This is a genomic window from Hahella sp. KA22 (assembly GCF_004135205.1).
Taxonomy (GTDB): Bacteria; Pseudomonadota; Gammaproteobacteria; order Pseudomonadales; family Oleiphilaceae; genus Hahella.
Genome location: NZ_CP035490.1, coordinates 2487129 through 2509482 on the forward strand (window position 1 = coordinate 2487129; position 22354 = coordinate 2509482).

Here is a 22354-nt window from a genome sequence, read left to right on the forward strand (position 1 = left end):
CGGGAGACAGTATGCTCACGATCGCTATGATTTTGTTTTTGTTGTTGTTCTTAGGCGTTTATGCACTAATTCGAAGATCTCCAGAAAAATGTGAAGGGTGTGGGAAAGAGTCATTAACAAAGCCATGTGGGAGTTTTGATCTATGTGAGCAATGTGAGCAGAAATGGGATGTTGCTCGTATGGCTGTCAAATACACAGTTGTCCCCACCTCTAGATCAGTTAGAAAGAGAAAAAGTCACATCTAAGTCCATCTGACTGATATGTTGGCCTTTCTACACGCATTTCATGAAAGCAGCGGTTATCACCCTGCTCGTTTTATTTCAGTGGCTATTGGTTACAAAATAACGCCCTAACTGAACTGACTGTCACGTCTTTGTGTAAATAATAGTCACTTTCTCTGATCAATATTTGCGAGTGGCGCATGGCGGGTGATTTAAACCAGAAGGTTTGGTGGCAAAGATGGAAGCTGACGACAGGCGTTAAAGCGGCAATAGCGCTAGGTGCGCTGCCTGCAGCCGCGCAAGCTGGCGTTGTAGTCCTTGAGCCGGTTGCGGACACGGTTTTACAGGAGCAGTGAGTTGACTCCAATCAGGGCGGCAGCCCATATCTTTCTATTTCTCCTGAAGCCAATACGCAGCGTGCGCTGGTAAAGTTTGACCTCTCTTCTTTGGCGGACTACGCCGGTAACATCACCTCAGTTAAGCTGGCTTTGAATGTCGACTTTAACGGTAATGACTGGGCCGGAGGTGGCTCGTTGATCGATCTGCACCGTGCGCAGGAGGACTGGAACGAGAGTCAGGCGACATGGCGTTGCGCCAGCGCTCCTGTATGCGGTTGGGATGGTGGAGACTTCAGCGCCGCCGCGACTGATAGTGTCGATGTTAAGAATATTAATAGCGGTTCCGTGCAACTTGACGTGATGGCGGACGTTGCGCAAATGCTGGCGACAGGGACTAACTATGGCTGGGCGTTAAAGAAACGCCGGGAAGACAAAGACGGCAGTATTAGTTTCAGCTCCAAAGAGGGCGCAATAGCGCGAGGCTGATTGTGACGACCAACGGAAGCGTTGATCTTCCCCCGACGATAGAGATAGCTGCGCCCACATTCCCGATTCTTATAGATTCCGATCCCACTTCTTTTGTCATTCGTTATTCCGATGACGTCGGCGTCGACTTGAGTTCATTAGTGGTGACATTGGATGGGGGTGATCTGACGACTTGTTCTGTCACTCTGAGTACGGCGACTTGCGCCTATTCTGGTCTGACGGAAGGCGTGCACTTATTGCAGGCGGGCATTCTGGATAACTCTGGCGATGCAGCCAATTATGCTGTGGCCCAAGCCAGCTTTCTGTACCTGAAAGAGTTGGGCGGAGGCGGCGTCGCCTCAAAATGGCGCACGGGATCGGGCGCCCCATCCGCCTCATTGGGGGTGGAAAGCGATCTGTATTTGGATAAGAGCAATGGCGACGTCTACGAAAAATTAAGTGCGGGATCGCCTCTAATGTATTCGCCGGGTTTATTAATCTGGATGCGCCAGGGAGCTCGGCTATTCCTGGCGGTTGGGCATTAAGCGAGATCAGCGATGGGCAGTTTGAGTTGACCCACAATCTGAATTCAGAGTCAGTTTCCTTTGTCGCCACGATGCAAGCATCGATTGGTGGAACTGGTGACGCGATAACAATCAACCAGCTAACGCCTGATAGCCTTACATTCAGTCATGTCAATTCCACCGGCGCGCTGGTAACAGGAAACAGTTCCGGTTTGAACGCTCATTTCATCATCGTTGCACATTCAAGCGTTGCGCCGTCGCCTGTTGGCGGAGGAATATCCTGTAGCGCCATTCTTTCGGCAAACCCTGGCGCAGCGAGTGACATGTACGCCATTGATCCTGATGGCGATGGGCTGTTAACGGCGTTTGACGCCTATTGTGATATGGAAACTAATGGGGGCGGCTGGACTTTGGTGGCTCACCTAACTGATGGCATGTCCGGCATACCTGTAGTCGATAGCCTGTCTTCGTCAGACCTAGGGGTCATTAGTTCAGGGGCATGGAGCCAACTACGTGACAATATGAGCGCTGGCATGATGTTTATTGATGAATACGGCAGGGTTTCAACCATAAGTGATAGCAAACTTAAATCAGGTAACTGCTTGTCGCTGCAAGACGCAGGTAGTTGAGTGAAAAGAGTGACTACAATCCTTCATTTAAAGCCGCCACGATTTGGCACAATGAAGAAGTTGATTGTAATCACGCCGGCTCAGCCTGCTCGATGATAGTGATTCCTAACACTAATTATTCTGGAAACTCAAATGCCGGTGCGGCGCTGTATCAGCACTCAAGTGCGAAGTTTGATATTTGGCCGTACTCATCAGCGGTGTCTTATAACGAGCAAAATGAGCTGTTCTACTTTATAAAATAATATACGTTAGGACTGAGCCCAAAGGCCCTGAGAGAAACTCGCAGGGCCTTTGGGCTGGCTTTATTGTGAGAGCTCCATATGCAATAAAGGAAAAGGCTTCCCCATCCCGTCGGTGGGAGAGCGTCCGACAATACAAAAGCCGAAGCGTTCATAAAAACCCACAGCCTGTGGGTTTTGCTCATTTACATCGACTTTAACGGCATGTAACTCATCGACAGCGTAAGTCAGCAGGCGGCGGCCAACGCCTGTTCCGCGAGCTTCAGCGGTGACGAATAGCATCTCGATATTTTTATCCGCGACGCCGACAAACCCCAGTATTTTACCATCCGCATTCTTGGCGCATCTCAGGTTTACCGCCTTCAGGTATTCATTGAGTATCAGTGGCTTGAAGAATTGAATATCTTCCTCGGACAAAAAGTCATGGGTGGCTCTCACTGAGGACTCCCAGACCTTGATAATTTCCGGATATTCATCAGCGTCAACGTGGCGGAGTCGAAGTGTTGAGCTGTGTTGGTGGAATGTGTTTGACATAAGCATAACTCCATTTATCGGGCATGGAAGATACTGCCTTTGCTTTTATTTATCAAATGCTTATGAGGCGCTAAATCCGTGGGAAAGATGAGTGCTATTAAGAGCGCCATAATTTGTACTTATCTGTGGCTTTACTTTTGTGTCCGCCGCCATCAGTTAATCTGGGTGATGAGACATAAGGTCAGTTAGTCGTTCTGATGTTTGGCGTAGACACTAAATCAGGATGAGCTTTTTCCCAGTTTATCTTCAGAGTCGAGTTGCAACAGGTTGCATTTAGCGCGACGAAGATATTTATCTATTGTCCTGGTTGAAACCTGTCTCTGTTCAAACTGCTCAAGGAGTTGTTCCAGTACATGGGTAATTCTGTTTTCATCTTCTGGAGCCAAATCCATACCTATAATGGTGCTTTGAATGGTCCATCTAAAATCTGAGAAGCAATCCATAGTGCAGTTGTTGCATGTGTTCTCTATATCCATGATGTTGTCCAAAAGCGCGATGGTGTCGGACAACGCTTTTTGACTAAGCCGACGCTTGGCGACTTTCTCGCGGCTGCTCTTTGCTAAGTTTTCAATAATATAGTCACACACCTGTGACAGACGAGTCAGATCATCCAACTTATTATCGTCCGACAGGGTCAAGCAGATAGCGAAATAAGGATAGTTGATGAGAGTCTTGTTATTAAATCGAATGATTCTGTCTTTCTGCAGCGTCAGGTGAGTGATTATTTTTGCTTGCAAGTCAGTAATAAAGCCGTCGTGTGAGAAAAGGTAGTGTTGCTCTGGCCAGTTAACCAGGAAGCAATATTCAGCGTCATAGCAAGCTAGCGCTTCTTGAATATGTGCGCTAACCTTTAATGGCTGACTCTCATGGCTACTTTTTTCAAACAGGGAGATAATATTTCCCAGTGAGCTATTGGATCGCATTTGATCCATCAAAAGATTAGATAGCTCTCTGTTTGATTCCTCTAGCTCCGCGTTCTTTTTCTCCAGTTCGGAGACTTTGCTGGTGCTGGATGCATGTTTTTTATTATTGATATTGGATCTAGCGAAGTCGCCAGAGGAGGTTGGGTTATTACTCTGTTTTAATAAGTGAAGCATAAAGGCGAGCCTTGTTTTAAGCGTATTCTGGGGCGAATATATTTACGAAAATATACTGCTTTTGGATTTTTTATGCTTCATTTCCAGGTATGGAGGCGGCGATTGAATTAATTGTCTCTGTTAGAAGAAAAAGCGGCTCCATATAGCGCTCCCTTTCTTGCGCGTCTACAAGCATCTTAAACGTGAAGTGTTTGTTGACGTTTATCCAGTAGTTCTCATGAAAAATGATGTGAGGAGATTCTAACGCAGTCTCTGATATATCCTGTACGTCGGATAATAAAAGATAGTCGCCATCAGAAAATATCCATGTCTTTTTGTTTATGGATAACCTGAATATGTAAGCGGGAATATCGTAATAGGCAAGCGCCTGCTGTATGGAAAACGCCAGTTGGAAAGAATCCTTGGCTGTCAGATAGTTTGTTAAGAGCTCAATGATTCTTTTAAAGTGATCGCTGTTATCGATTAGATTACAGCCGGAAGCCTGCGTTCTGTATACGCAGCTTTCATTGGACTTAGGGCATAAGTCGGATATTAGTGTTGGTTTTTGTACACACAATTTTGCGACCTCCGATAGAGTAATGGAGATCTTACATAATTTCTCTGGAGAGTTAATTGCGTACCGATACGGAAAATTTGGCATTACATTAAGTAATGCTACGTATTTGTGGTCGTCAGTAGCTTGCCTATTTCTACTCTAGAGCATCTCCGCCTGTTACTGTAGGTGCATGTAGACGCTTTATACATGCTATCGATATAGCTGGAGTGTTGCGCTCTCTGATAATGATCATTGAGGTCTCTAATCGAGCACCATTTTGGGCGTAATTGCGGCGTAAATTTGGCGTAAACCTGCGTAGAAAAGCGGTATAAAATGGGCTTTTGAGTGAATATTAGCCACACATTAAAATCGCTGAAATGCCGCAGAATTAAAGAGTTTTGGGTGGTTTTATGTAGTATCGAGCTAGGCGGGGTGGCGCCCTGGGCAGGATTCGAACCTGCGACCTTCCCCTTAGGAGGGGGACGCGCTATCCAGCTGTGCCACCAGGGCCCCAAGAGCGCTAAATAATAGCGGCATTGGGCCGTTCTCTCAACCCTCTATTTTCCGGACGGGCAGGGCGCTTGAACGCTTTGCGCCGGTTGGGAAACTTTCCAGTGAGACAGCTGTCTATTACTCTTATAAATATATGACCCCGTAGTAAGGAGCCTCTGATGTTAGATGTACGGCCGATGTTGATGGTTTCCAACTTTCCCGCTGTCACACGCGGAACCCTGGAGACCCTGCAGGTCAACTTGGGGTACAAATGTAATCTTAGCTGCACGCACTGCCATGTCGCCGCCGGTCCTACCAGGACGGAAATGATGATGGAGGCGGTGATTGCGGATGTGCTTGAGTTCATCTCGGTAAAGAAAATCAAAGTGCTGGATCTCACCGGTGGCGCACCGGAGATGAACCCTCACTTTCGGTCCCTGGTGACAGAGGCGCGACGGATGGGCGTAAAAGTCATGGATCGCTGTAATCTCACGATTATGCATGAGGATGGACAGGCGGATCTGGGCGCTTTTCTGGCCGAGCAAGGCGTTGAGATTGTGGCTTCGTTGCCGTGTTACGCAGAACAGAATGTGGATAAGCAGCGTGGCAAAGGGGTTTATCAGGAAAGTATCGCTGCGTTGAAACAACTCAACGGCTTGGGCTATGGGCGTGAGGGCAGCGGATTAACCCTTAATCTGGTGTACAACCCGGGCGGCCCTTTTTTACCGTCAGCCCAGGAAAAGCTGGAGGCGGACTATAAGCGCGAGCTGTTGGATCATCACGGCATAGAGTTCAATCAGCTATTCGTGTTGGCCAACATGCCGATCAGTCGTTTTGGCAGTGTTCTATTATCCAAAGGGCAGTTCAATGACTATATGCAACTGCTGCACGACTCCTATTCCGAACATAATTTACATTCGGTGATGTGCCGCACGCTGATCAGCGTGGACTGGCAGGGATATGTATACGATTGCGACTTTAACCAAATGCTGGACATTCCCTTGATTGCGTCAGACAAGCCCAAAGTGCATCTGCGAGACTTGATGACCGAGAATCTGGAAGGCTCCGCCATCGCCACGGCGGACCATTGCTATGGGTGCACCGCCGGACAGGGCAGCAGCTGTGGAGGCGCACTGGATTGAGCATACCCGTCAGTGTCATCATTCCTACTTTGAACGAAGCCGAATCAATTTCGGCTTTTTTGCGGGTTTTGCAACCGCTGCGCGAAGCTGGGTGGGAGCTTATTCTTTCTGATGGCGGCAGTCGTGATGAGACGGTGTCCCTTGCCGAGCCGAGGGTGGATAAGATTATTGTCAGTACTCCTGGACGCGCCACGCAGATGAACAACGGCGCCGAGAGCGCTAGCGGAGAGGTCTTGCTGTTTCTACATGCGGATACGCAATTGCCTCAAGACGCGATTGCACAATTGACTGCGTTTGTGGCGTCCAACGCTGACTGGGGGCGTTTTGATGTGGCGCTGTCTGGGCGACGATTCATGTTCCGCGTAGTGGAAACCCTGATTAATCTGCGTTCCCGCATCACCTCGGTTGCGACGGGAGATCAGGCGATTTTTATTCGTCGGTCAGTTTTTCAGCGGCTTGGCGGTTATGCGCGCATTCCATTGATGGAAGACGTGGAAATCTGTAAACGACTACGAAGCCTGAGCCCGCCCTACTGCATCCGCGCCAGGGTGATTACCTCCAGTCGCCGCTGGGAAAGCCGTGGCGTGTGGAAAACCATCTTTTTAATGTGGCGATTGCGTTTCGAGTATTGGCTCGGCGTCGCCCCTGACAAGCTGTTTCGCCGCTACTACGGGAGGCCGGGTAATGTCTGAGTGCTGCCTGATTCAGTTCGCCAAGCGGCCTATCGCCGGATTGGTGAAGACCCGTTTGATTCCGGAATTGGGCGCTGCGCGGGCGCTGGATGTGCATGAAGCCCTTCTGCGCAAGACGCTGAATGTCTTGCTTGAATCCGACTTTGGCCCCGTAGAATTGTGGTGGGACGCCCATTGGGATGACGCCGACGCTATGCAACGCTTTCTGATCGCGACGGTGGAGCCCTCACACATGGCGCAGGCCAGGAAGCTGATGATCCGCTATCAAGAGGGCGCGGATCTGGGAGAACGCATGAGTCATGCTTTGGAGGAGGGACTAAGGCAATCCCAAAAGACGTTATTGGTGGGAAGCGACTGTCCGGTAATCACGCCAGACTACTTACGCCAGGCGATGATGGCGCTGGATCGCTCTGATGTGGTGCTCGGGCCGGCGGAAGATGGGGGGTATGTGTTGATTGGCGCGCGTAATATTACTTCGCTGTCTCTCTGCGGTATGGCCTGGGGCGTTGAGACGGTTCTGCAGGCGACTATTGAGCGATTAGGCGATGCTGGCCTGAGTCATCAGCTTTTGCCTGTTTCCTGGGATGTTGATGACTACTCCGACTACCTGCGCTGGCGTCAAGAGGAGGAACGCTCGCATTCCCGCGTCGATTAACCTGTTCTGAATAGCTTTTACTCTGCTACTTGCTTGATTATTAAAGAATCTAATTGCTATCCCTCCTTGAATTTAAGGCCCGTACAGCTACATTTCATGTATAAGTAGTGAGAATGTATAAGTAGTGAAGAATGTACAGGTAGTGAGAAGCTGGAAGCGCTTACTTAGCAAATATACGCGTGTCGGCGCCAGGCATTAGCGCAAGGTGCGCAAAGTGTTTGGCGGACAGGCCTGAAGATTATTCAAAATGAAAACAGCGTTAGTGACAGGGGCGGACGGATTTATCGGTTCGCATTTAGTGGAGATGCTGCATGCGCGAGGTTACCAGGTTCGTGCGCTCAGCTATTACAACTCGTTTAATGACTGGGGATGGCTGGAACAATCCGCCTGCCTGAAGGATCTGGATGTTTGGAATGGCGATATCCGTGATCCGCATTATTGTATCGAGCTCACCAAGGGCGTGGATGTGGTTTTTAACCTCGCTGCCCTGATTGGCATTCCCTATTCCTATACGGCGCCGGATACCTACGTCGACGTCAATATTCGCGGGACGGTGAATATTTGCCAGGGCGCCCGGCTTAATGGCGTTGGCCGGCTAGTGCACGCGTCAACCTCGGAAGTCTACGGCACCGCCAAATATGCGCCGATCGATGAAAAGCATCCCTTACAGCCGCAGTCTCCCTACAGCGCTTCCAAAATAGGCGCTGAATCCATGGCGTTGAGCTTTCATAATGCGTTTCAGTTGCCGGTGACGGTGGCGAGACCTTTCAATACTTACGGACCCAGGCAGTCCGCCAGAGCGGTTATTCCCACCATCATCTCTCAGATCGCCGCGGGTAAGAGTTCAATCAAGTTGGGAGACCCGTCGCCTACACGGGACTTCAATTTTGTGGAAGACACTTGCCTGGGCTTTATTGAGTTGGCGGAATGTGAGCAGGCGATTGGTCAGGTCGTCAACATTGGCTCCAATACGGAAATTTCCATTGGCGATACCTTCGAATTGATTTGTCGGTTGATGCAGGCGGAAGTCGTAATGGAGACAGATCAACAGCGTGCGCGACCCGCAAACTCGGAAGTATTTCGACTTAAATGTGATAACGCTTTGATAAAAAGCCTCACCGGGTATGAACCGAAATTCAACCTTGAGCAGGGACTGCGCAAAACAATCGACTGGTTTACGCGTCCTGAGAACCTGAGACGGTACAAGGCGGATATCTACAATGTCTGACTCCTTAGCCTCTGACTGTCGCCAGGAATATAAGCCACTGTTTGAGTTTATTCGCAAGGCCTTTCCCAACGAGGGCGTGATTCCCTTGCATGAGCCCAGGTTTAGCGCGCTGGATAAGCAGTATGTGAATGAAGCGATTGATTCAACCTTTGTTTCCAGCGTGGGAGCTTTCGTTGATAGGTTCGAACGCCAGATTGCTGAATACACCGGCGCGGGCTACGCCGTCGCTGCGGTGAACGGTACGGCTGCGCTGCATCTGGCGCTGGTGCTGTGCGATGTGCAACCGGGAGATGAAGTCATCACCCAGGCGCTGACCTTCGTGGCTACCGGGGCGGCGATTCTGTATTGCCGCGCCAGCCCCGTGATGGTGGATGTCGACAAAGATTCATTAGGCATGAGCGCGGATGCATTACGGAACTGGTTGGAGAACAACGCCCGTAAGGAAGGTGGGGTTGCGATCAATCAGAGTACAGGGGCGGTGATAAAAGCCTGCGTTCCAGTGCATGTGTTTGGCCATCCTTGCGGGATTGATCAGATTAGAGATATTTGCCAGGAATGGGGTATCAAGCTAGTGGAGGACGCTTCGGAATCTCTGGGCAGCTTCTACAAAGGCCGTCATACGGGCACGCTTGGCGACATGGGAGTGTTTAGCTTCAATGGTAACAAAGTGGTCACCACCGGCGGCGGAGGCGTTATTGTGACGAATAGTGAACGTCTCGCTAAGCGCGCCAAGTTTTTATCCACAACCGCGAAACAGCCGCATCCTTATGAGTTTTTTCACCCTGAACTGGGATATAACTACCGTCTTCCCAACTTGAATGCAGCTTTGGGCTGCGCCCAACTTGAACAACTGGAAGAGTTTATTGAGGCCAAGCGTGACTTGGCTCACGCCTACCGTGACTTTTTCAATCAGGCGGGAATGTCTGTGGCCTTTGTGGAAGAGCCGCTGGAAAGTCGCTCGAATTACTGGCTGAACGCTATTTTAGTGTCGAGTGAGAAGGAGAAAATCGCGTTACTTGAAGCGGCCCTGATGGAGTCCGTGCAGATGCGCCCAGTCTGGCGGTTATTGCATGAGTTGCCCATGTTTGATGGCTGCGCCCATGATGGATTGACGGCTTCCATTGAGCTCTCTCGCAGGCTGGTCAACCTCCCCAGCAGCGTGGTTCGACGGCGATGACGACATCCCGAAGAAAAATCTGTGTCGTGACCGGCGCGCGCGCGGACTACGGCCTGCTGTATTGGTTGTTGCAAGAAATTGAGGCGGATGACGCGCTTACGTTGCAACTGGTGGCGACAGGCATGCATCTTTCGCCGGAGTTCGGCTCCACATGGAAGCAAATCGAAGCCGATGGGTTCCATATATCCGAAAAAGTGGAAATGCTGTTGTCCGGGGATTCGCCTCAGGCGATCAGCAAATCCGTTGGACTGGGCGTTATTGGGTTGGCGGACGCCTATGCACGGCTGCAGCCGGATCTTTTGGTATTGCTCGGCGACCGCTTTGAGGCTTTGGCGGCGGCGCAGGCGGCTATGCTGGCGCGTATTCCCATTGCCCATATTCATGGGGGGGAACTGACGGAAGGCGCTGTAGATGAGTCCATTCGTCACGCTATCACCAAGATGTCGCAATTACATTTTGTCGCAGCGGAAGCCTACCGCCGCAGAGTCATTCAGCTCGGCGAAAATCCACAAAGAGTGTTTAACGTTGGCGCGCCGGGGGTGGAGAACATCCTGCGTCTGCCTTTGTTGAGCAAGGACGAGGTGGCGACTCGGTTAAAGGTCGATATGGAGCGTCCTGTATTACTGATTACCTATCACCCTGAGACGCTGAGTGAGACGGCCCCGGTGGAATCGATGCGGACGCTGCTGTCGGCGCTGGACGAGTACCCGGACACCCTCAAGATTTTTACCTATCCCAATGCCGACGCTTATGGTCGTGAACTCATTGATTGTCTGCACCGTTATCAGGAGCGCCACGGAGACAGCGTGGTGGTCTCCTCTTCCCTTGGGCAGTTGCTTTACCTGAGTGTCATGCGCTGCGCCGACGCTGTAGTCGGCAACTCCTCCAGTGGTTTGATCGAAGCGCCAGCTTTGGGACGGCCGACCGTCAATATTGGCGGCAGGCAAGGGGGACGATTGCAGGCGGCTTCCGTCATCCAATGTGAAGAAGAACGCGCCAGCATTGTCCAGGGGATCGCGCGCGCGCTGGAGCCTGAATTCCTGGCGAGCCTGAACGGGATGACGCCGCCCTACGGAGGTGGCGACACCGCCCGACAAATTGCAGAGGTTCTCAAACAGGTTCCATTAAAGTCGCTATTGCTCAAACCATTTTACGACCTGCCGCAAGGAGATGTGGAATGAAGACGCTGATCATTGCGGAAGCCGGCGTGAACCACAACGGCGATGAGGCCATGGCGCATCAGCTGATTGAAGTGGCGAGCGACGCTGGCGCAGATGTCGTGAAGTTTCAAACCTTCAAATCGGATCTTTTGGCCACCGCAGAGGCGCCCAAGGCCACCTATCAGAAACGAGGGGCCAGGGCGGAGGAGTCGCAACTGCAAATGCTGCGTCAGCTGGAGCTGGATTACGCGGTTTTTCGTCGCTTGCGGGATGAGTGTGAACGGCGTGGCATCGGGTTTATGTCTACCGCTTTCGAGAGCCGCAGTCTGAAGTTTCTGGTGGATGAGCTGGGAGTGGAGCAACTGAAGATCCCTTCTGGTGAAATCACCAACGCGCCTTTTCTCCTTGAACATGCCGCCGCTGTTCGAAAATCAGAGAAAGGGCGTCTGATTCTCTCTACCGGTATGGCGACTCTGGGAGAGGTGGAGTCTGCGTTAGGCGCGCTGGCCTTTGGACTGTTGGCGGAAAGCGAAGAACAGCCATCCCCGGAAGCCTTTGCGTCCGCCTGGGGTTGCCGTGAAGGGCGCGAGGCGGTTCGCGCCAAAGTGACCTTGTTGCACTGTACGACAGATTATCCCACGCCATTCGACGATGTGCGGCTGCCGGTCATGCAATCCTATCGGCAGGCGTTTGGCGTCCGGGCGGGGTATTCAGACCACACGCAAGGCGTTGCTATTGCACTGGCGGCGGTTGCCCTGGGCGCTGACATTGTGGAAAAGCACTTCACCCTGGATCGTAACCTGCCGGGGCCGGATCACATGGCGTCACTGGAGCCGGACGAACTACGGCAAATGGTGGCGGGCATCCGTGCGATTGAGCAGGCGTTGCAAGAGTCGGTCAAAGTACCCAGCAAAGCGGAAATGGCGAATCGGAAAGTGGCGAGAAAAAGTCTGGTCGCCGCGAGATTTATCAAAAAAGGGGAGTGCTTCGATACATTGAACGTCTCTGTCAGTCGGCCTGGGGGTGGCATGTCTCCCTTCCTGTACTGGCGGCTGCTGGGCGGCTCAGCGACCCGGGACTATCAGGCCGGGGAGCTTATTTGTGAATAAGCCCGTGCTGCTGATCGGAGGAGGCGGGCACGCTCGGGTGCTAATGGACATCCTCATCCTGAACGGGGCGAAGGTTATTGGCGCGCTGGACCCAGGTTTTGCGCAGGGAACGCGATTATGGCGCGGAGTGGAAGTGTTGGGAGGCGATGAACGCTTGAGCGACTATGACCCCTCAACGGTGGATCTGGTCAATGCGCTGGGATACCTGCCCGGCAAGATGGCGCGCAACCAGCTTTTCGCCAAATTATCCTCTCAGGGATACTGCTTTCCCACACTGGTTCATCCTCATGCCGTTCTGTCTGACGATATTAGTTTGGGAGAAGGGTGTCAGATCATGGCGGGAGCGATCCTGCAACCGGGCTGCGTCATTGGCCCCAATACCATCGTTAATACGCGCGCGGTCATAGATCATGATTGCGTTGTAGGCCCGGACAATCATATTGCGCCAGGCGCAGTCTTATGCGGAGGCGTGCAAACAGAGAACGGCGTGTTTATCGGTAGTCATGCGACTGTTCTGCCGCAGGTTCGCATTGGCGTTAATGCATTGGTCGGCGCTGGCGCCGTTGCGGCAAAAGACATACCTGCAAACGGCAAACTGGCGCCGCCCAGAAGCAGCCTGCTCTCCTGATGCGGCAAATCCACGTATTCGCCTTGTGTCGTCTTTGTAACGGACTGTGGCGAAAGCGTAACCGCCACTAAAGAATAAAGGAGAAAAGCCGATTAACAATTATGCAACGCGTCGCCAATTCACCCTCTTTCGCCTCTACGCGGCAAGCGTTGAACGAGGCGAATACCCAAGGCGGGAGGACTGGAACGAAGATTGCTGTGTTGCCATATATGTAATCGGGTTGGTCCAGCGGGATTTATCCGACTGGTTTGGAGGGTAGAAGTATGTGTGCCGATTGGCGTCAGGTATTGATCCAGCCGCAAGCAAGTATCGAACAGGCGATCGAGGTCATAGAAAAAGCCACTTTGCGCATTGCGTTGGTTGTCGACGAGCAGCAGCGGCTGTTGGGTACGGTGACTGACGGCGATGTACGGCGGGCGCTGATCAATCACACCCCATTATCCGCTTCTGTCGTGCGGATTATGGAGAGTGAGCCCAAAGTTGCGGAAATCAATGATTCGCGGGCGCGTATTCTCTCCATCATGGAACGGCGCAAGCTGCTCCATATCCCTATTGTTGACAGTCAGCGCCGGGTAGTGGGGCTGGAAACCCTGTTGAATATCGCGCAACAACCACGCTACGACAACCCTGTCATGCTGATGGCGGGCGGTCTGGGAACGCGCTTGCGTCCCTTAACCAACAACTGTCCCAAGCCTCTTTTAAAAGTCGGCAATAAGCCTATTTTGGAAAACATTCTCGAGAGCTTCGCCTCGTCTGGCTTCTCTAATTTCTATATTTCGGTGTATTACAAGCCGGAAATGGTGATGGACTACTTTGGCGACGGCTCTAAATGGGGCGTCAACATTCAGTATGTGCGTGAGAATACGCCTCTGGGCACAGGCGGCGCGTTGGGGCTGCTGCCGAACGACATGCCAGATTTACCGGTATTGGTGATGAATGGCGACATACTGACCCGTGTGAACTTCGAACACTTGCTGCGTTTTCACCAGCAGCAGCGAGGGGCCGCCACATTATGCGTGCGTGAGTACGAATTCCAGGTGCCTTATGGCGTTGTACAAGCGGAAGATCAACGCATCACCAGTATTGTGGAAAAACCCACGCATTCCTATTTCGTCAATGCCGGCATATATGTTCTGGAGCCGCAAGTGATCAGGGATATCAAGCCTGAGCAGCATCTGGATATGCCGACCTTACTGCAACAGTTGATGGAGTGTCGTAAGGACGTAGCGATGTTCCCCATTCATGAATACTGGCTGGACATTGGTCGCATGAATGACTTTGAAAAAGCGCAGAAAGATTATATGGAGGATTTCGCTTGAGCCGTTTTATCTTCGTTTGTGGAAAGGCGCCTTTATGATCGACGGTAAGCGGGTACTGGCTGTCATTCCCGCGCGTGGCGGCAGCAAAGGCCTTCCAGGGAAAAATATTCGTCCCTTATGCGGCGTTCCTTTGGTGGGGTGGCCAATCAGAGCGGCCCTTCAGTCCCGCTATGTGGACCGAGTGCTGGTGTCTACCGACTCGCCGGAGATTGCTGAGGTGGCGAAGAGTCAGGGCGCGGAGGTTCCTTTCCTGCGACCCGATGAGCTGGCGGGCGATTGCGCGCCGACAGCGCCGGTGTTGCTGCATACCCTGGATTGGTGCCGGCAGCATGGCGAGTCCTATGATTACTTAGTGCTGCTTGAACCCACGTCTCCACTCACTGAAGCTACCGATGTGGATAAAGCGTTGGAAATGTTATTCGGGGCGCGCGAGGCGCAAGCGATTGTCGGAGTGGCGGATGTCGATGTTCATCACCCAGTGTACTGCGCGGTGATCAATGAACACGGCATGCTGGCTCCTTATCAAGGCGGAGACTTCGCCGCCATGCCGCGCCGGCAGGATATTCCAGACGTATATTACTTTGACGGCACCCTCTATATTTCCAAAGTTGAGGCTTTACGTGAGAAAGGCGGTTTCTATCACGATCGAACTCTGCCCTACGTAGTGCCCAAGTGGAAAGCCCTGGACGTGGATACTTTAACGGATTTCATCTGCGTGGAAGCTGTCATGCAACGCAGAGAAGAGCTGAAGTCTTTGTGAACCCATTAAGCGTGGCCTTATGTCTGATTATCAAAGCCGATTGTTGAATGTCATTCCCGGCGGGGCGCATACCTACTCCAGAGGTTTTGACCAGTTTCCCGCTAATGCGCCGCAGATCCTTACGTCAGGCAAAGGCGCTTATGTATTTGACCCGGACAATAAGCGTTATCTCGATTACGGCATGGCGCTGCGCTCGGTGATTCTGGGATATGCGGATGAAGCGGTAAGTATGGCCGCCATCGAACAAATATGGGCTGGCAACAATCTCACACGGGCGTCGACCATAGAGCTGGAGGCGGCCGAACTGCTGGTGGACATGATCGACTCGGTGGATATGGTCAAATTCACCAAGAATGGCTCCACCGCTGTGTCGGCGGCGGTGAAATTGGCGCGGGCTTGTACCGGGCGCGATCTGATTGCGCGCTGCGGGCAGCATCCATTTTTTTCCTATGATGACTGGTTTATCGGCTCAACGCCTTTGACACGAGGGATTCCGCAGAATGTGGTGGAGCAGACCAAATGCTTTAACTACAACGATTTGGCGTCACTGGAGCAACTCTTCGCCGCTTATCCGCAACAAATCGCCTGTGTTGTCATGGAGCCCGCTACATCGGAGCATCCTGCGCCGTCAGCTACTCACGAGGGCGAAACCTTTCTGCATGACGTGCAGCGCCTGTGCGCGCGCCATGGCGTCGTCTTTGTCCTTGATGAAATGATTACCGGGTTTCGTTGGGATCTGCGTGGGGCGCAGCATAAATATCACATCAAGCCGGATCTTTGCACATTCGGCAAAGCCATGGCCAATGGCTTTTCGGTGGCGGCGGTGGCCGGACGCAGAGATATCATGGAGTTGGGGTCTATTGAAAAAAGCGGGACGGAGCGCCTGTTTTTGCTATCCACAACCCATGGCGCGGAAATGTGCGGGCTGGGAGCTTTCGTGAAAACGGCGGCCATGTTGCGGGAGCGTGATGTCGTTAATCACATCTGGTCATACGGGGCCAAGCTGAAGTCCGGTATGAACGCCCTGGCGGCGGAAGCGGGAGTGGCGGATTACTTTCGTGTGGAAGGGATAGATTGTTCTCCGGGTTATCTGACGCTGGATCGTGATGGAAATCCTTCGATGGCGTTGCGCACGCTGTTCAGCCAGGAAATGGTCCGGCAGGGCGTACTGATGCCGTGGATCGCCTTGTGTCGGGAACATGGCGAAGAAGAACTGGAGCAGACCTTGAGTGCGGTTAAAAACGCATTGAGGGTATACGCGCAAGCGCTGGAGTCGGGATGGGAGGACTTTCTGGAAGGGCCCGTTATCAAACCTGTTTTTCGCAAATATAACTGATCTCAGCTATATAACATTGTATATACGGCGTTTTTCGACGCGGGCGGACGGCTGGCGCTCGAAAATACAATGGCGTACCCATTGCAGTCACTATAAAGAACTGGCGGGCGAGACAAATTTTCGTCACCCCGGCAAAGAACAGCAGCCTGTGCGAGAGAGGAAGCCATGACGACTCACAATCCACACGATGACTTTGTAGAGATTCAACCTATTACGCAGACCCCAGAATCTGCGCCCAAACCCGCCAAGCTGCCGCCCGTTACGCTGTCGCAACAGGATCTGGCGGACATTAACGCTCACCTCAATCAAAGCCCGGTAGACCTGCTGAAAGTGCCGGCAGTGCGAATGATACTGACCCGCAACCGTATGGCCCAGGTGAATCGCGACAGTATCGAGCGGGCGGCGAACGTCGATTCCGCCGTTATCGATAATTGTATTGAATACAACATGTCCTGTCTGGCGGATGACGTCACTCATAATCGTCCGGAGCGCTTGATCGCCCCCTTGTGCCAGATCGGCTACATTGCGCGAAACATGCCGAAAATGCGAGTGCTGACGGTGGGCCCGCGTTCAGAGTCGGAGCTGCTTTGCCTGATATCCTCAGGCTTTAATGAAAATAATATCCGTGGTCTGGATCTGTTCAGCTTTTCTCCCTATATCGACGCTGGCGACATGCACGCCATGCCTTATCCGGACCACTCTTTCGACATCATTATCCTTGGCTGGGTGCTGGCGTATAGCAAAGATAACAAGAAGGCGGCGCAGGAGGTTTTGCGGGTGGCCAAGCCTGGCGCTCACATCGCCATTGGCTGTCAGGTGCAGGAAATTGTGGATGAGGCGTACTGGGAGCAATGGTCGAAAGCCAACAACAAACCCCATGTCACTGCGGGCGCCAAGTTCAAACACACCAATGAGTTGCTGGCGTTGTTCGGAACCTCCATTGACCGGGTTATTTTTCAGGAGGACGCCCATCCAGAGTTCGAGGGAAAAACCTACGACATCATGACGATCTTCCGGCTGAAGTAGAGCGAATTCTGGGACTGACGCATATCAGGGGGAGGCTTTATGTCCGCATCTGAAATCATGAAGCAAGTGTCGGAGCATTATGACCTGCGAACCGGCTGTCGCCAGTATCATCTGGAGTGCCAGCAGGCTTTCACCCGGTATCTGACCATGCCGGGATATTCATCTTTCTACAATAACGGCTTTGACCGCCTGCAGGTTTTGGATGCGGCGCATTTAGAGCGTGTCATGCAACAGCTGCAGCGGCTGCAGAATGATGATCGCAGCGCCTGGTTGGACCCTCACGTGGAGACGGTCAGATTCGACTACCGGAATGACGCAGACTGGATAAGAGAGATGTATGGGGCGGTGCTCAACCAGGAAATGGACCGCATCCTGGTGAACTTCTTTCAGTCCGAGTACATGGTTCACTCGCTGTGCTTTCATCGCACATTCCCCACGCAAGTGGAGGACGATGTGTCCTACCGCTGGCATCGGGACGCAGGGCCTACCGGGCATATTAAGATCATTATTTATTTCACTGGTGGAGAAATCAGCGGCGCTGGAACGGAAGCACTGGACGTTAATGTTACCTATGAGCTGGCGGAGCAGGGGTATTCGTTTCCACCGCTCAACGAACGCCGCTCCGATCTGGGGGAGTACTTCGACCGCGCCAATATTGTTTACAAGCCTTACGATCATTGCACGCGAGCTGGCGAAGCGCTGGTTTTCCGACCTCGGGACGTGTTGCATCGCGGCGTGTTCTCACGGGACCCGCATTCTCCCAGATACGTTGCGACGATGCTGCTGCTGCCCAGTCCGGTGCACTGGACACAGGCTTATGAGTTGTGGCCGTTATATGCGCAACAACGCTTTGCTGGAAAGTCCATTGATATGCAGCATGGGCCTGTCCTGAAGGGGCAAGCCAAGGTGATGGTGCCTTGAGACCAGTCAGAGTCAGTCACATAGATAAGGCGTTATAGAAGTTGAACGAATGTATGAAGCAATTGGAAGGGAAAGTCGTCGTTATCACTGGCGGATGCGGTTTGCTTGGCGGCAAGTTTTGTCGCGCAGTACTTCAGGCTGGAGGCAGGGTGGCGGTAGCGGATATAGATCTATCTCAGGCGAAGTTGTTTGCTGAGAGTCTGCAAAGTGAATTTGGCCAAGAGGCTGCGTGCGCCGTTAAATGCGACGTCACTGATAAAGAAAGCATCCTGAACGCCATTGCTGCAACCGAACGCGCAATGGGCGCGATCAACGCTCTTGTCAACAGCGCCTATCCCCGCAATAAACATTACGGCCGCAGCTTTTTTGATGTGGAGTATGAAGACTTTTGCGGAAATCTGTCTTTGCATCTGGGGGGATATTTTCTGGCCTCACAGCAGTTCGCCAGGCATTTTGTCGCGCAGGGCGGCGGCAATATTGTGAACATCGCCTCCATTTATGGCGTGACGGCTCCCCGCTTCGATATCTATCAGGGGACGACGATGACGATGCCCGTGGAATACGCGGCGATTAAATCCGCGCTCATCCATCTTACGCGTTACATGGCGAAGTTCTTGCGCGGAACAGGCGTCAAAGTTAACGCCATCAGCCCTGGCGGCATTGCAGATGGCCAGCCGGAAGCTTTTTTGCAGGCCTATGCGGAATATTGCAGCGAAAAAGGCATGCTGGACCCTGACGATATCTGCGGCGCGCTGGTGTTTCTGTTGTCCGACGCCTCCCGATACATCAATGGCGGCAACCTGATCGTGGACGATGGTTTCTGCCTTTAGAGCCGTCGCTTCTTGAAAGTATTAAACTGAATAATATTGCTATGAATACTGCTATGAAAAAGCTGAAGAGATGCACTCGGTGCCTGCTGCCCGAGACATATGAAACCATCGAATTTGATGCGAATGGCGTGTGCAATATCTGTCGGTCCTGGGAAATCAAGGCGGATCAGATTGACTGGGGCGCGCGCAAGACATTGCTGGATCAGCTGATTGAAAAATACCGGGGTAAATACGATTACGACTGCATTGTGCCGTTCAGCGGAGGCAAGGACAGCACCTATCAACTTTACTACCTGGTCAAGGAGTATGGCGTCAAGCCGCTGGTCGTTCGCTTCAATCATGGCTTTATGCGCCCGACTATTGAAGAAAACTGTACGCGCACGTTCAAAAAACTGGGGGTGGACGTTATTGAATTCACGCCCAACTGGAAGATCGTCAAACGTTTGATGCTGGAGTCTTTTCGTCGCAAGACCGACTTTTGCTGGCATTGTCACACAGGCATTTATTCATACCCCATGCAGATTGCGGTTAAGTTCAATGTGCCGCTGATTATCTGGGGCGAGCCGCAGGCGGAGATCACCGCGTATTACGACTATCTGAATGATGAGATCGAGTACGAGGATGAGAAGAAATTCAATATGATCCGCAATCTTGGCATATCCGCGGACGACATGTACGGGATGATCAATTCACCTGAAGACCCCATTGATCGCCGCGATCTGGCCCCGTTCACCTATCCCAGCCTGAAGGACCTCAAGCGAATCGGCTATGCCTCCGTTTGCCTGGGAAGCTTTATCCCCTGGGACTATGAGAAACACGTGAAGGTGATCAAGGAAGAGTTGGGCTGGCGGACGGACGAGGTGGAAAGCGCGCCGATAGCGGTGAACACTACTTGCGAGAAAATTGAATGCTTTATGCAGGGAACCCGTGACTACATCAAGTATTTAAAGCGTGGTTATAGTCGTATCACGCAAATAAACGCCATGAAGCTGCGTCGCGGCCGTATTTCTCTGGCAGAGGCTGAGCGATTGAATGAACTGGATGGCCGTCGCCCCGAGTCTCTGGATATTTTCCTGAGTTATGTGGGGCTGACTGAGCAGGAGTTTAATGAAATCGTGTCTGGAATGGTCATACCGCCTTTTGAGCCAGACTTCGACCATCCAGTCCGCGGCGAACCGCTTTGGGACGCCATCAAATGGTACCGCGAGGATGAGTCTGGATGAATATCGGCGTATTGAACTATGGCATGGGTAATATTAAATCAGTACTCAACGCCATTGACGCTGTGGGGTACGACGCGCATGTCGTCGCTGCGCCGGATCAGCTTGCCGAATTGACGCATCTGATTATTCCCGGCGTCGGCGCTTTCGGTAACGCCATGGCCAATCTCGCGTCGGCGACCTTGCTTGAGGCGATCCATGAACATGTTCGGCAAGGGCGTCCGCTGATGGGCGTCTGTCTTGGCATGCAATTATTGGCGACCCAGGGTGAGGAGGGTGGGTTGAACGCCGGCCTTAATCTGATACCTGGCGTGGTGCGCCATTTGGAGGTTGATGCTCCGGTTCCGCATGTTGGATGGAATGCGTTAATTCATCATCAGGAACACCCCATTTTTCAAGGGGTGAAAAAGCATGTGGATTTCTACTTCGTGCATTCCTACTACTTTGCTGCGCAAGACCGCAGCCATGTGGTCGCGGAAACTGAATATGGCGTGGCATTCCCCGTCGTGGTAGGCCGGGACAATATCGTCGGCGTGCAGTTTCATCCTGAAAAGAGTCAGGATAATGGTTTAAAAATTCTAGAAAACTTTTGTGAGTGGGACGGGCGATGCTGAAAAAGCGCATTATTCCCATGCTGCTGCTGAGCCAGGGGCGCATGGTGAAGGGGAAACAGTTTTCCGCTTTTCGGGACACCGGCGATCCGGTTTCCGCCGCTCGCATATACAACGCTCAGTTTGCGGATGAGCTAGTGTTTCTGGATGTGGACGCCAACCGCCAGGGAAGCGACTTTGAACAATTGTTGAGTCTCATTGATAAGGTGTCTTCCGAATGTTTTATGCCGCTGAGCGTCGGCGGCGGAGTGAACTCAGTGGAGCAAGTACGTCGCCTGGTGCAGTCCGGCGCCGATAAAGTCGTTATCACTACCGCCGCATTAGAAAATCCGGGGTTGATTAACGACGCTTCGGCTATCTTTGGCCGCCAATGCATTGTCGTCGGCCTGGATGTGAAACGGGAAGATGGCGCATGCCGCTTGTACTCTCATTGTGGTCGTCATAAAACAGAGCGGGAACTGGAAGAGTTTATTCGCGACATGACCCAGCGCGGCGCTGGCGAGTTTATCGTCAACGCTATCGACCGCGACGGCATGATGCAGGGATATGACCTGGATATGATCAAGTGCGCCAAGGCGGTTACTGATCGGCCCGTACTTGCCGCCGGCGGCGCCGGCACATTCGCGCACCTTGCGGCGGCCTTTCAGGAAGCGAACGCGGATGCGGTGGTGTGCGCGAGTATTTTCCACTTTGGCGACAACAATCCTATTCGCGCCAGATCACATTTATTGAACGCTGGCGTCCCCATGAAACTCATCAAATAACCATGCAGCTATCTTTAGCCCCTGAGCATTTGGCTCATTATGTCAGTAAGCAGCTCGATCATTTTTTTCCGGACGGCCGCAGCGTAGAGACGGCGTTGTCTCAGTCTCTGCCTGAAGCGCTAAAGCGACTGGAGTTCTGCTTCTCCCATATTCGCCTGAAATACTATGTCGAAAACGACGAGGCCGTGTTTAACCATCTTCATGGCGATCATTACGCTACCTTTTTGTATTTTCTTGCTAATCAGGCCTACCGTGACAGTCAGGTGACGCTGGCGGAAAAGGCGTTTCTTCTTAATAAAGCCTTGCACGGTGTCGACGCCTTCTATGGCGTGGAGCTGCCGCGTATCTTCCTGTTGGTGCACCCGCTTGGAACGGTGCTGGGTTCAGCCTCTTACAGCGACTATTTGACGGTGTACCAGGGCGTGACCATTGGCTCCACCTATCGCGGCGACTACCCAACGATTGGCGAGGGCGCGGTGTTTTGCTCCGGCGCCAAGCTGATTGGTAACTGTCGCGTCGGAACTAACGTCACTTTTGCCGCGGATGCGTTCGTGCAAGGTATCGATACGCCGGATGACAGTCTGGTCGTGGGAAAATTTCCTGACTGCCGGATATCGCCCAATAAACTGGATAATCGACGGGTCAAGTTTGGCTGAGAACGGAGTGAGCAGTTGGCGGCTTGAGAGGGATGGCGCAGGGATA

The 22354-nt window shown here is 52.4% G+C and carries 23 protein-coding genes, 1 tRNA gene and 1 pseudogene; 22 read left to right on the forward strand and 3 right to left on the reverse strand.

Going from position 1 to position 22354, the window contains the following annotated elements:
• Positions 1 to 592: 592 nt before the first annotated feature.
• From EUZ85_RS11195 to EUZ85_RS11210, 4 genes and pseudogenes are all read left to right on the forward strand, one after another.
• Positions 593 to 1045 (forward strand): annotated as a pseudogene (locus EUZ85_RS11195) (DNRLRE domain-containing protein); the annotation flags it as partial.
• Between the two features lie 2 nt (positions 1046 to 1047).
• Complete coding sequence (locus tag EUZ85_RS11200; protein ID WP_127969375.1) at positions 1048 to 1569, forward strand: hypothetical protein; 522 nt, start codon at positions 1048 to 1050, stop codon at positions 1567 to 1569.
• 26 nt (positions 1570 to 1595) lie between these two features.
• Positions 1596 to 2177 carry a fibrinogen-like YCDxxxxGGGW domain-containing protein gene (locus EUZ85_RS11205; protein ID WP_127969376.1) on the forward strand — a complete coding sequence of 194 codons (582 nt, stop codon included), beginning with the start codon at positions 1596 to 1598 and terminating at the stop codon, positions 2175 to 2177.
• On the forward strand, positions 2174 to 2419 hold the full coding sequence (locus tag EUZ85_RS11210; RefSeq protein ID WP_129498736.1) for a hypothetical protein: 246 nt from the start codon (positions 2174 to 2176) through the stop codon (positions 2417 to 2419). The genes EUZ85_RS11205 and EUZ85_RS11210 overlap by 4 nt, the downstream gene beginning before the upstream one ends.
• A gap of 60 nt (positions 2420 to 2479) precedes the next feature.
• Here EUZ85_RS11210 and EUZ85_RS11215 read toward each other — a convergent pair whose 3' ends face one another.
• From EUZ85_RS11215 to EUZ85_RS11225, 3 genes are all read right to left on the reverse strand, one after another.
• On the reverse strand, positions 2480 to 2950 hold the full coding sequence (locus EUZ85_RS11215; RefSeq protein WP_127969377.1) for an acetyltransferase: 471 nt from the start codon (positions 2948 to 2950) through the stop codon (positions 2480 to 2482).
• Between the two features lie 218 nt (positions 2951 to 3168).
• Positions 3169 to 4047, reverse strand: coding sequence for a hypothetical protein (locus EUZ85_RS11220; RefSeq protein WP_127969378.1), 879 nt, complete (start codon positions 4045 to 4047; stop codon positions 3169 to 3171).
• Positions 4048 to 5015: 968 nt separating this feature from the next.
• Positions 5016 to 5092 (reverse strand) — tRNA-Arg (locus EUZ85_RS11225).
• Positions 5093 to 5253: 161 nt separating this feature from the next.
• Here EUZ85_RS11225 and arsS point away from each other — a divergent pair.
• The 18 genes from arsS (at position 5254) to EUZ85_RS11315 (ending at position 22308) form a co-directional block, all read left to right on the forward strand.
• Entirely contained in the window at positions 5254 to 6216 is a 963-nt protein-coding gene (gene arsS, locus EUZ85_RS11230; RefSeq protein WP_127969379.1) for an arsenosugar biosynthesis radical SAM (seleno)protein ArsS, read from the forward strand.
• Positions 6213 to 6908, forward strand: coding sequence for a TIGR04283 family arsenosugar biosynthesis glycosyltransferase (locus EUZ85_RS11235; protein ID WP_241567012.1), 696 nt, complete (start codon positions 6213 to 6215; stop codon positions 6906 to 6908). The genes arsS and EUZ85_RS11235 overlap by 4 nt, the downstream gene beginning before the upstream one ends.
• The gene (locus EUZ85_RS11240; RefSeq protein ID WP_127969380.1) at positions 6901 to 7563 is read left to right on the forward strand and encodes a TIGR04282 family arsenosugar biosynthesis glycosyltransferase; all 663 of its coding nucleotides are present in this window, start codon (positions 6901 to 6903) and stop codon (positions 7561 to 7563) included. Before EUZ85_RS11235 ends, EUZ85_RS11240 begins: the two co-directional genes overlap by 8 nt.
• Positions 7564 to 7810: 247 nt before the next feature.
• Positions 7811 to 8791: an NAD-dependent 4,6-dehydratase LegB gene (locus EUZ85_RS11245; protein ID WP_127969381.1), complete on the forward strand. Its 981-nt coding sequence runs from the start codon at positions 7811 to 7813 to the stop codon at positions 8789 to 8791.
• Positions 8784 to 9968 carry a LegC family aminotransferase gene (locus EUZ85_RS11250; RefSeq protein ID WP_127969382.1) on the forward strand — a complete coding sequence of 395 codons (1185 nt, stop codon included), beginning with the start codon at positions 8784 to 8786 and terminating at the stop codon, positions 9966 to 9968. Before EUZ85_RS11245 ends, EUZ85_RS11250 begins: the two co-directional genes overlap by 8 nt.
• Positions 9965 to 11149: a UDP-N-acetylglucosamine 2-epimerase gene (neuC, locus tag EUZ85_RS11255; protein WP_127969383.1), complete on the forward strand. Its 1185-nt coding sequence runs from the start codon at positions 9965 to 9967 to the stop codon at positions 11147 to 11149. Before EUZ85_RS11250 ends, neuC begins: the two co-directional genes overlap by 4 nt.
• The gene (gene neuB / locus EUZ85_RS11260; RefSeq protein WP_127969384.1) at positions 11146 to 12237 is read left to right on the forward strand and encodes an N-acetylneuraminate synthase; all 1092 of its coding nucleotides are present in this window, start codon (positions 11146 to 11148) and stop codon (positions 12235 to 12237) included. Before neuC ends, neuB begins: the two co-directional genes overlap by 4 nt.
• Positions 12230 to 12865, forward strand: coding sequence for an acetyltransferase (locus EUZ85_RS11265; protein ID WP_127969385.1), 636 nt, complete (start codon positions 12230 to 12232; stop codon positions 12863 to 12865). Before neuB ends, EUZ85_RS11265 begins: the two co-directional genes overlap by 8 nt.
• Positions 12866 to 13128: 263 nt before the next feature.
• A complete protein-coding gene (locus tag EUZ85_RS11270; protein ID WP_127969386.1) occupies positions 13129 to 14184 on the forward strand; it encodes a nucleotidyltransferase family protein in 1056 nt (351 codons plus the stop codon).
• 34 nt (positions 14185 to 14218) lie between these two features.
• Positions 14219 to 14944, forward strand: a complete 726-nt coding sequence (locus tag EUZ85_RS11275; RefSeq protein WP_127969387.1) for a cytidylyltransferase domain-containing protein — start codon at positions 14219 to 14221, stop codon at positions 14942 to 14944.
• A 19-nt stretch (positions 14945 to 14963) separates the two neighbouring features.
• A complete protein-coding gene (locus tag EUZ85_RS11280; protein WP_127969388.1) occupies positions 14964 to 16280 on the forward strand; it encodes a glutamate-1-semialdehyde 2,1-aminomutase in 1317 nt (438 codons plus the stop codon).
• A gap of 165 nt (positions 16281 to 16445) precedes the next feature.
• Entirely contained in the window at positions 16446 to 17306 is an 861-nt protein-coding gene (locus tag EUZ85_RS11285; protein WP_127969389.1) for a class I SAM-dependent methyltransferase, read from the forward strand.
• Between the two features lie 39 nt (positions 17307 to 17345).
• A complete protein-coding gene (locus EUZ85_RS11290) occupies positions 17346 to 18227 on the forward strand; it encodes a hypothetical protein (protein ID WP_127969390.1) in 882 nt (293 codons plus the stop codon).
• A 53-nt stretch (positions 18228 to 18280) separates the two neighbouring features.
• A complete protein-coding gene (locus EUZ85_RS11295) occupies positions 18281 to 19057 on the forward strand; it encodes an oxidoreductase (protein WP_127969391.1) in 777 nt (258 codons plus the stop codon).
• Positions 19058 to 19110: 53 nt separating this feature from the next.
• Entirely contained in the window at positions 19111 to 20280 is a 1170-nt protein-coding gene (locus EUZ85_RS11300) for an N-acetyl sugar amidotransferase (protein ID WP_241567014.1), read from the forward strand.
• Positions 20277 to 20891 carry an imidazole glycerol phosphate synthase subunit HisH gene (gene hisH, locus EUZ85_RS11305; protein ID WP_127969393.1) on the forward strand — a complete coding sequence of 205 codons (615 nt, stop codon included), beginning with the start codon at positions 20277 to 20279 and terminating at the stop codon, positions 20889 to 20891. The genes EUZ85_RS11300 and hisH overlap by 4 nt, the downstream gene beginning before the upstream one ends.
• A complete protein-coding gene (wbuZ, locus tag EUZ85_RS11310; protein ID WP_127969394.1) occupies positions 20885 to 21652 on the forward strand; it encodes a glycosyl amidation-associated protein WbuZ in 768 nt (255 codons plus the stop codon). The genes hisH and wbuZ overlap by 7 nt, the downstream gene beginning before the upstream one ends.
• Before the next feature lie 2 nt (positions 21653 to 21654).
• Positions 21655 to 22308 carry a serine acetyltransferase gene (locus tag EUZ85_RS11315; protein ID WP_127969395.1) on the forward strand — a complete coding sequence of 218 codons (654 nt, stop codon included), beginning with the start codon at positions 21655 to 21657 and terminating at the stop codon, positions 22306 to 22308.
• Positions 22309 to 22354 lie beyond the last annotated feature (46 nt).

Bases quoted from the DNA above. Each gene is read 5' to 3' on its own strand.
- EUZ85_RS11315 (WP_127969395.1), top strand. From the start codon at position 21,655: ATGCAGCTATCTTTAGCCCCTGAGCATTTGGCTCATTATGTCAGTAAG.
- wbuZ (WP_127969394.1), top strand. From the start codon at position 20,885: ATGCTGAAAAAGCGCATTATTCCCATGCTGCTGCTGAGCCAGGGGCGC.
- EUZ85_RS11220 (WP_127969378.1), bottom strand. From the start codon at position 4,047: ATGCTTCACTTATTAAAACAGAGTAATAACCCAACCTCCTCTGGCGAC.
- EUZ85_RS11280 (WP_127969388.1), top strand. From the start codon at position 14,964: ATGTCTGATTATCAAAGCCGATTGTTGAATGTCATTCCCGGCGGGGCG.
- neuB (WP_127969384.1), top strand. From the start codon at position 11,146: ATGAAGACGCTGATCATTGCGGAAGCCGGCGTGAACCACAACGGCGAT.
- EUZ85_RS11250 (WP_127969382.1), top strand. From the start codon at position 8,784: ATGTCTGACTCCTTAGCCTCTGACTGTCGCCAGGAATATAAGCCACTG.
- EUZ85_RS11300 (WP_241567014.1), top strand. From the start codon at position 19,111: ATGAAAAAGCTGAAGAGATGCACTCGGTGCCTGCTGCCCGAGACATAT.
- EUZ85_RS11215 (WP_127969377.1), bottom strand. From the start codon at position 2,950: ATGTCAAACACATTCCACCAACACAGCTCAACACTTCGACTCCGCCAC.
- EUZ85_RS11240 (WP_127969380.1), top strand. From the start codon at position 6,901: ATGTCTGAGTGCTGCCTGATTCAGTTCGCCAAGCGGCCTATCGCCGGA.
- arsS (WP_127969379.1), top strand. From the start codon at position 5,254: ATGTTAGATGTACGGCCGATGTTGATGGTTTCCAACTTTCCCGCTGTC.
- neuC (WP_127969383.1), top strand. From the start codon at position 9,965: ATGACGACATCCCGAAGAAAAATCTGTGTCGTGACCGGCGCGCGCGCG.
- EUZ85_RS11275 (WP_127969387.1), top strand. From the start codon at position 14,219: ATGATCGACGGTAAGCGGGTACTGGCTGTCATTCCCGCGCGTGGCGGC.
- EUZ85_RS11270 (WP_127969386.1), top strand. From the start codon at position 13,129: ATGTGTGCCGATTGGCGTCAGGTATTGATCCAGCCGCAAGCAAGTATC.
- hisH (WP_127969393.1), top strand. From the start codon at position 20,277: ATGAATATCGGCGTATTGAACTATGGCATGGGTAATATTAAATCAGTA.
- EUZ85_RS11290 (WP_127969390.1), top strand. From the start codon at position 17,346: ATGTCCGCATCTGAAATCATGAAGCAAGTGTCGGAGCATTATGACCTG.
- EUZ85_RS11285 (WP_127969389.1), top strand. From the start codon at position 16,446: ATGACGACTCACAATCCACACGATGACTTTGTAGAGATTCAACCTATT.
- EUZ85_RS11295 (WP_127969391.1), top strand. From the start codon at position 18,281: ATGAAGCAATTGGAAGGGAAAGTCGTCGTTATCACTGGCGGATGCGGT.
- EUZ85_RS11245 (WP_127969381.1), top strand. From the start codon at position 7,811: ATGAAAACAGCGTTAGTGACAGGGGCGGACGGATTTATCGGTTCGCAT.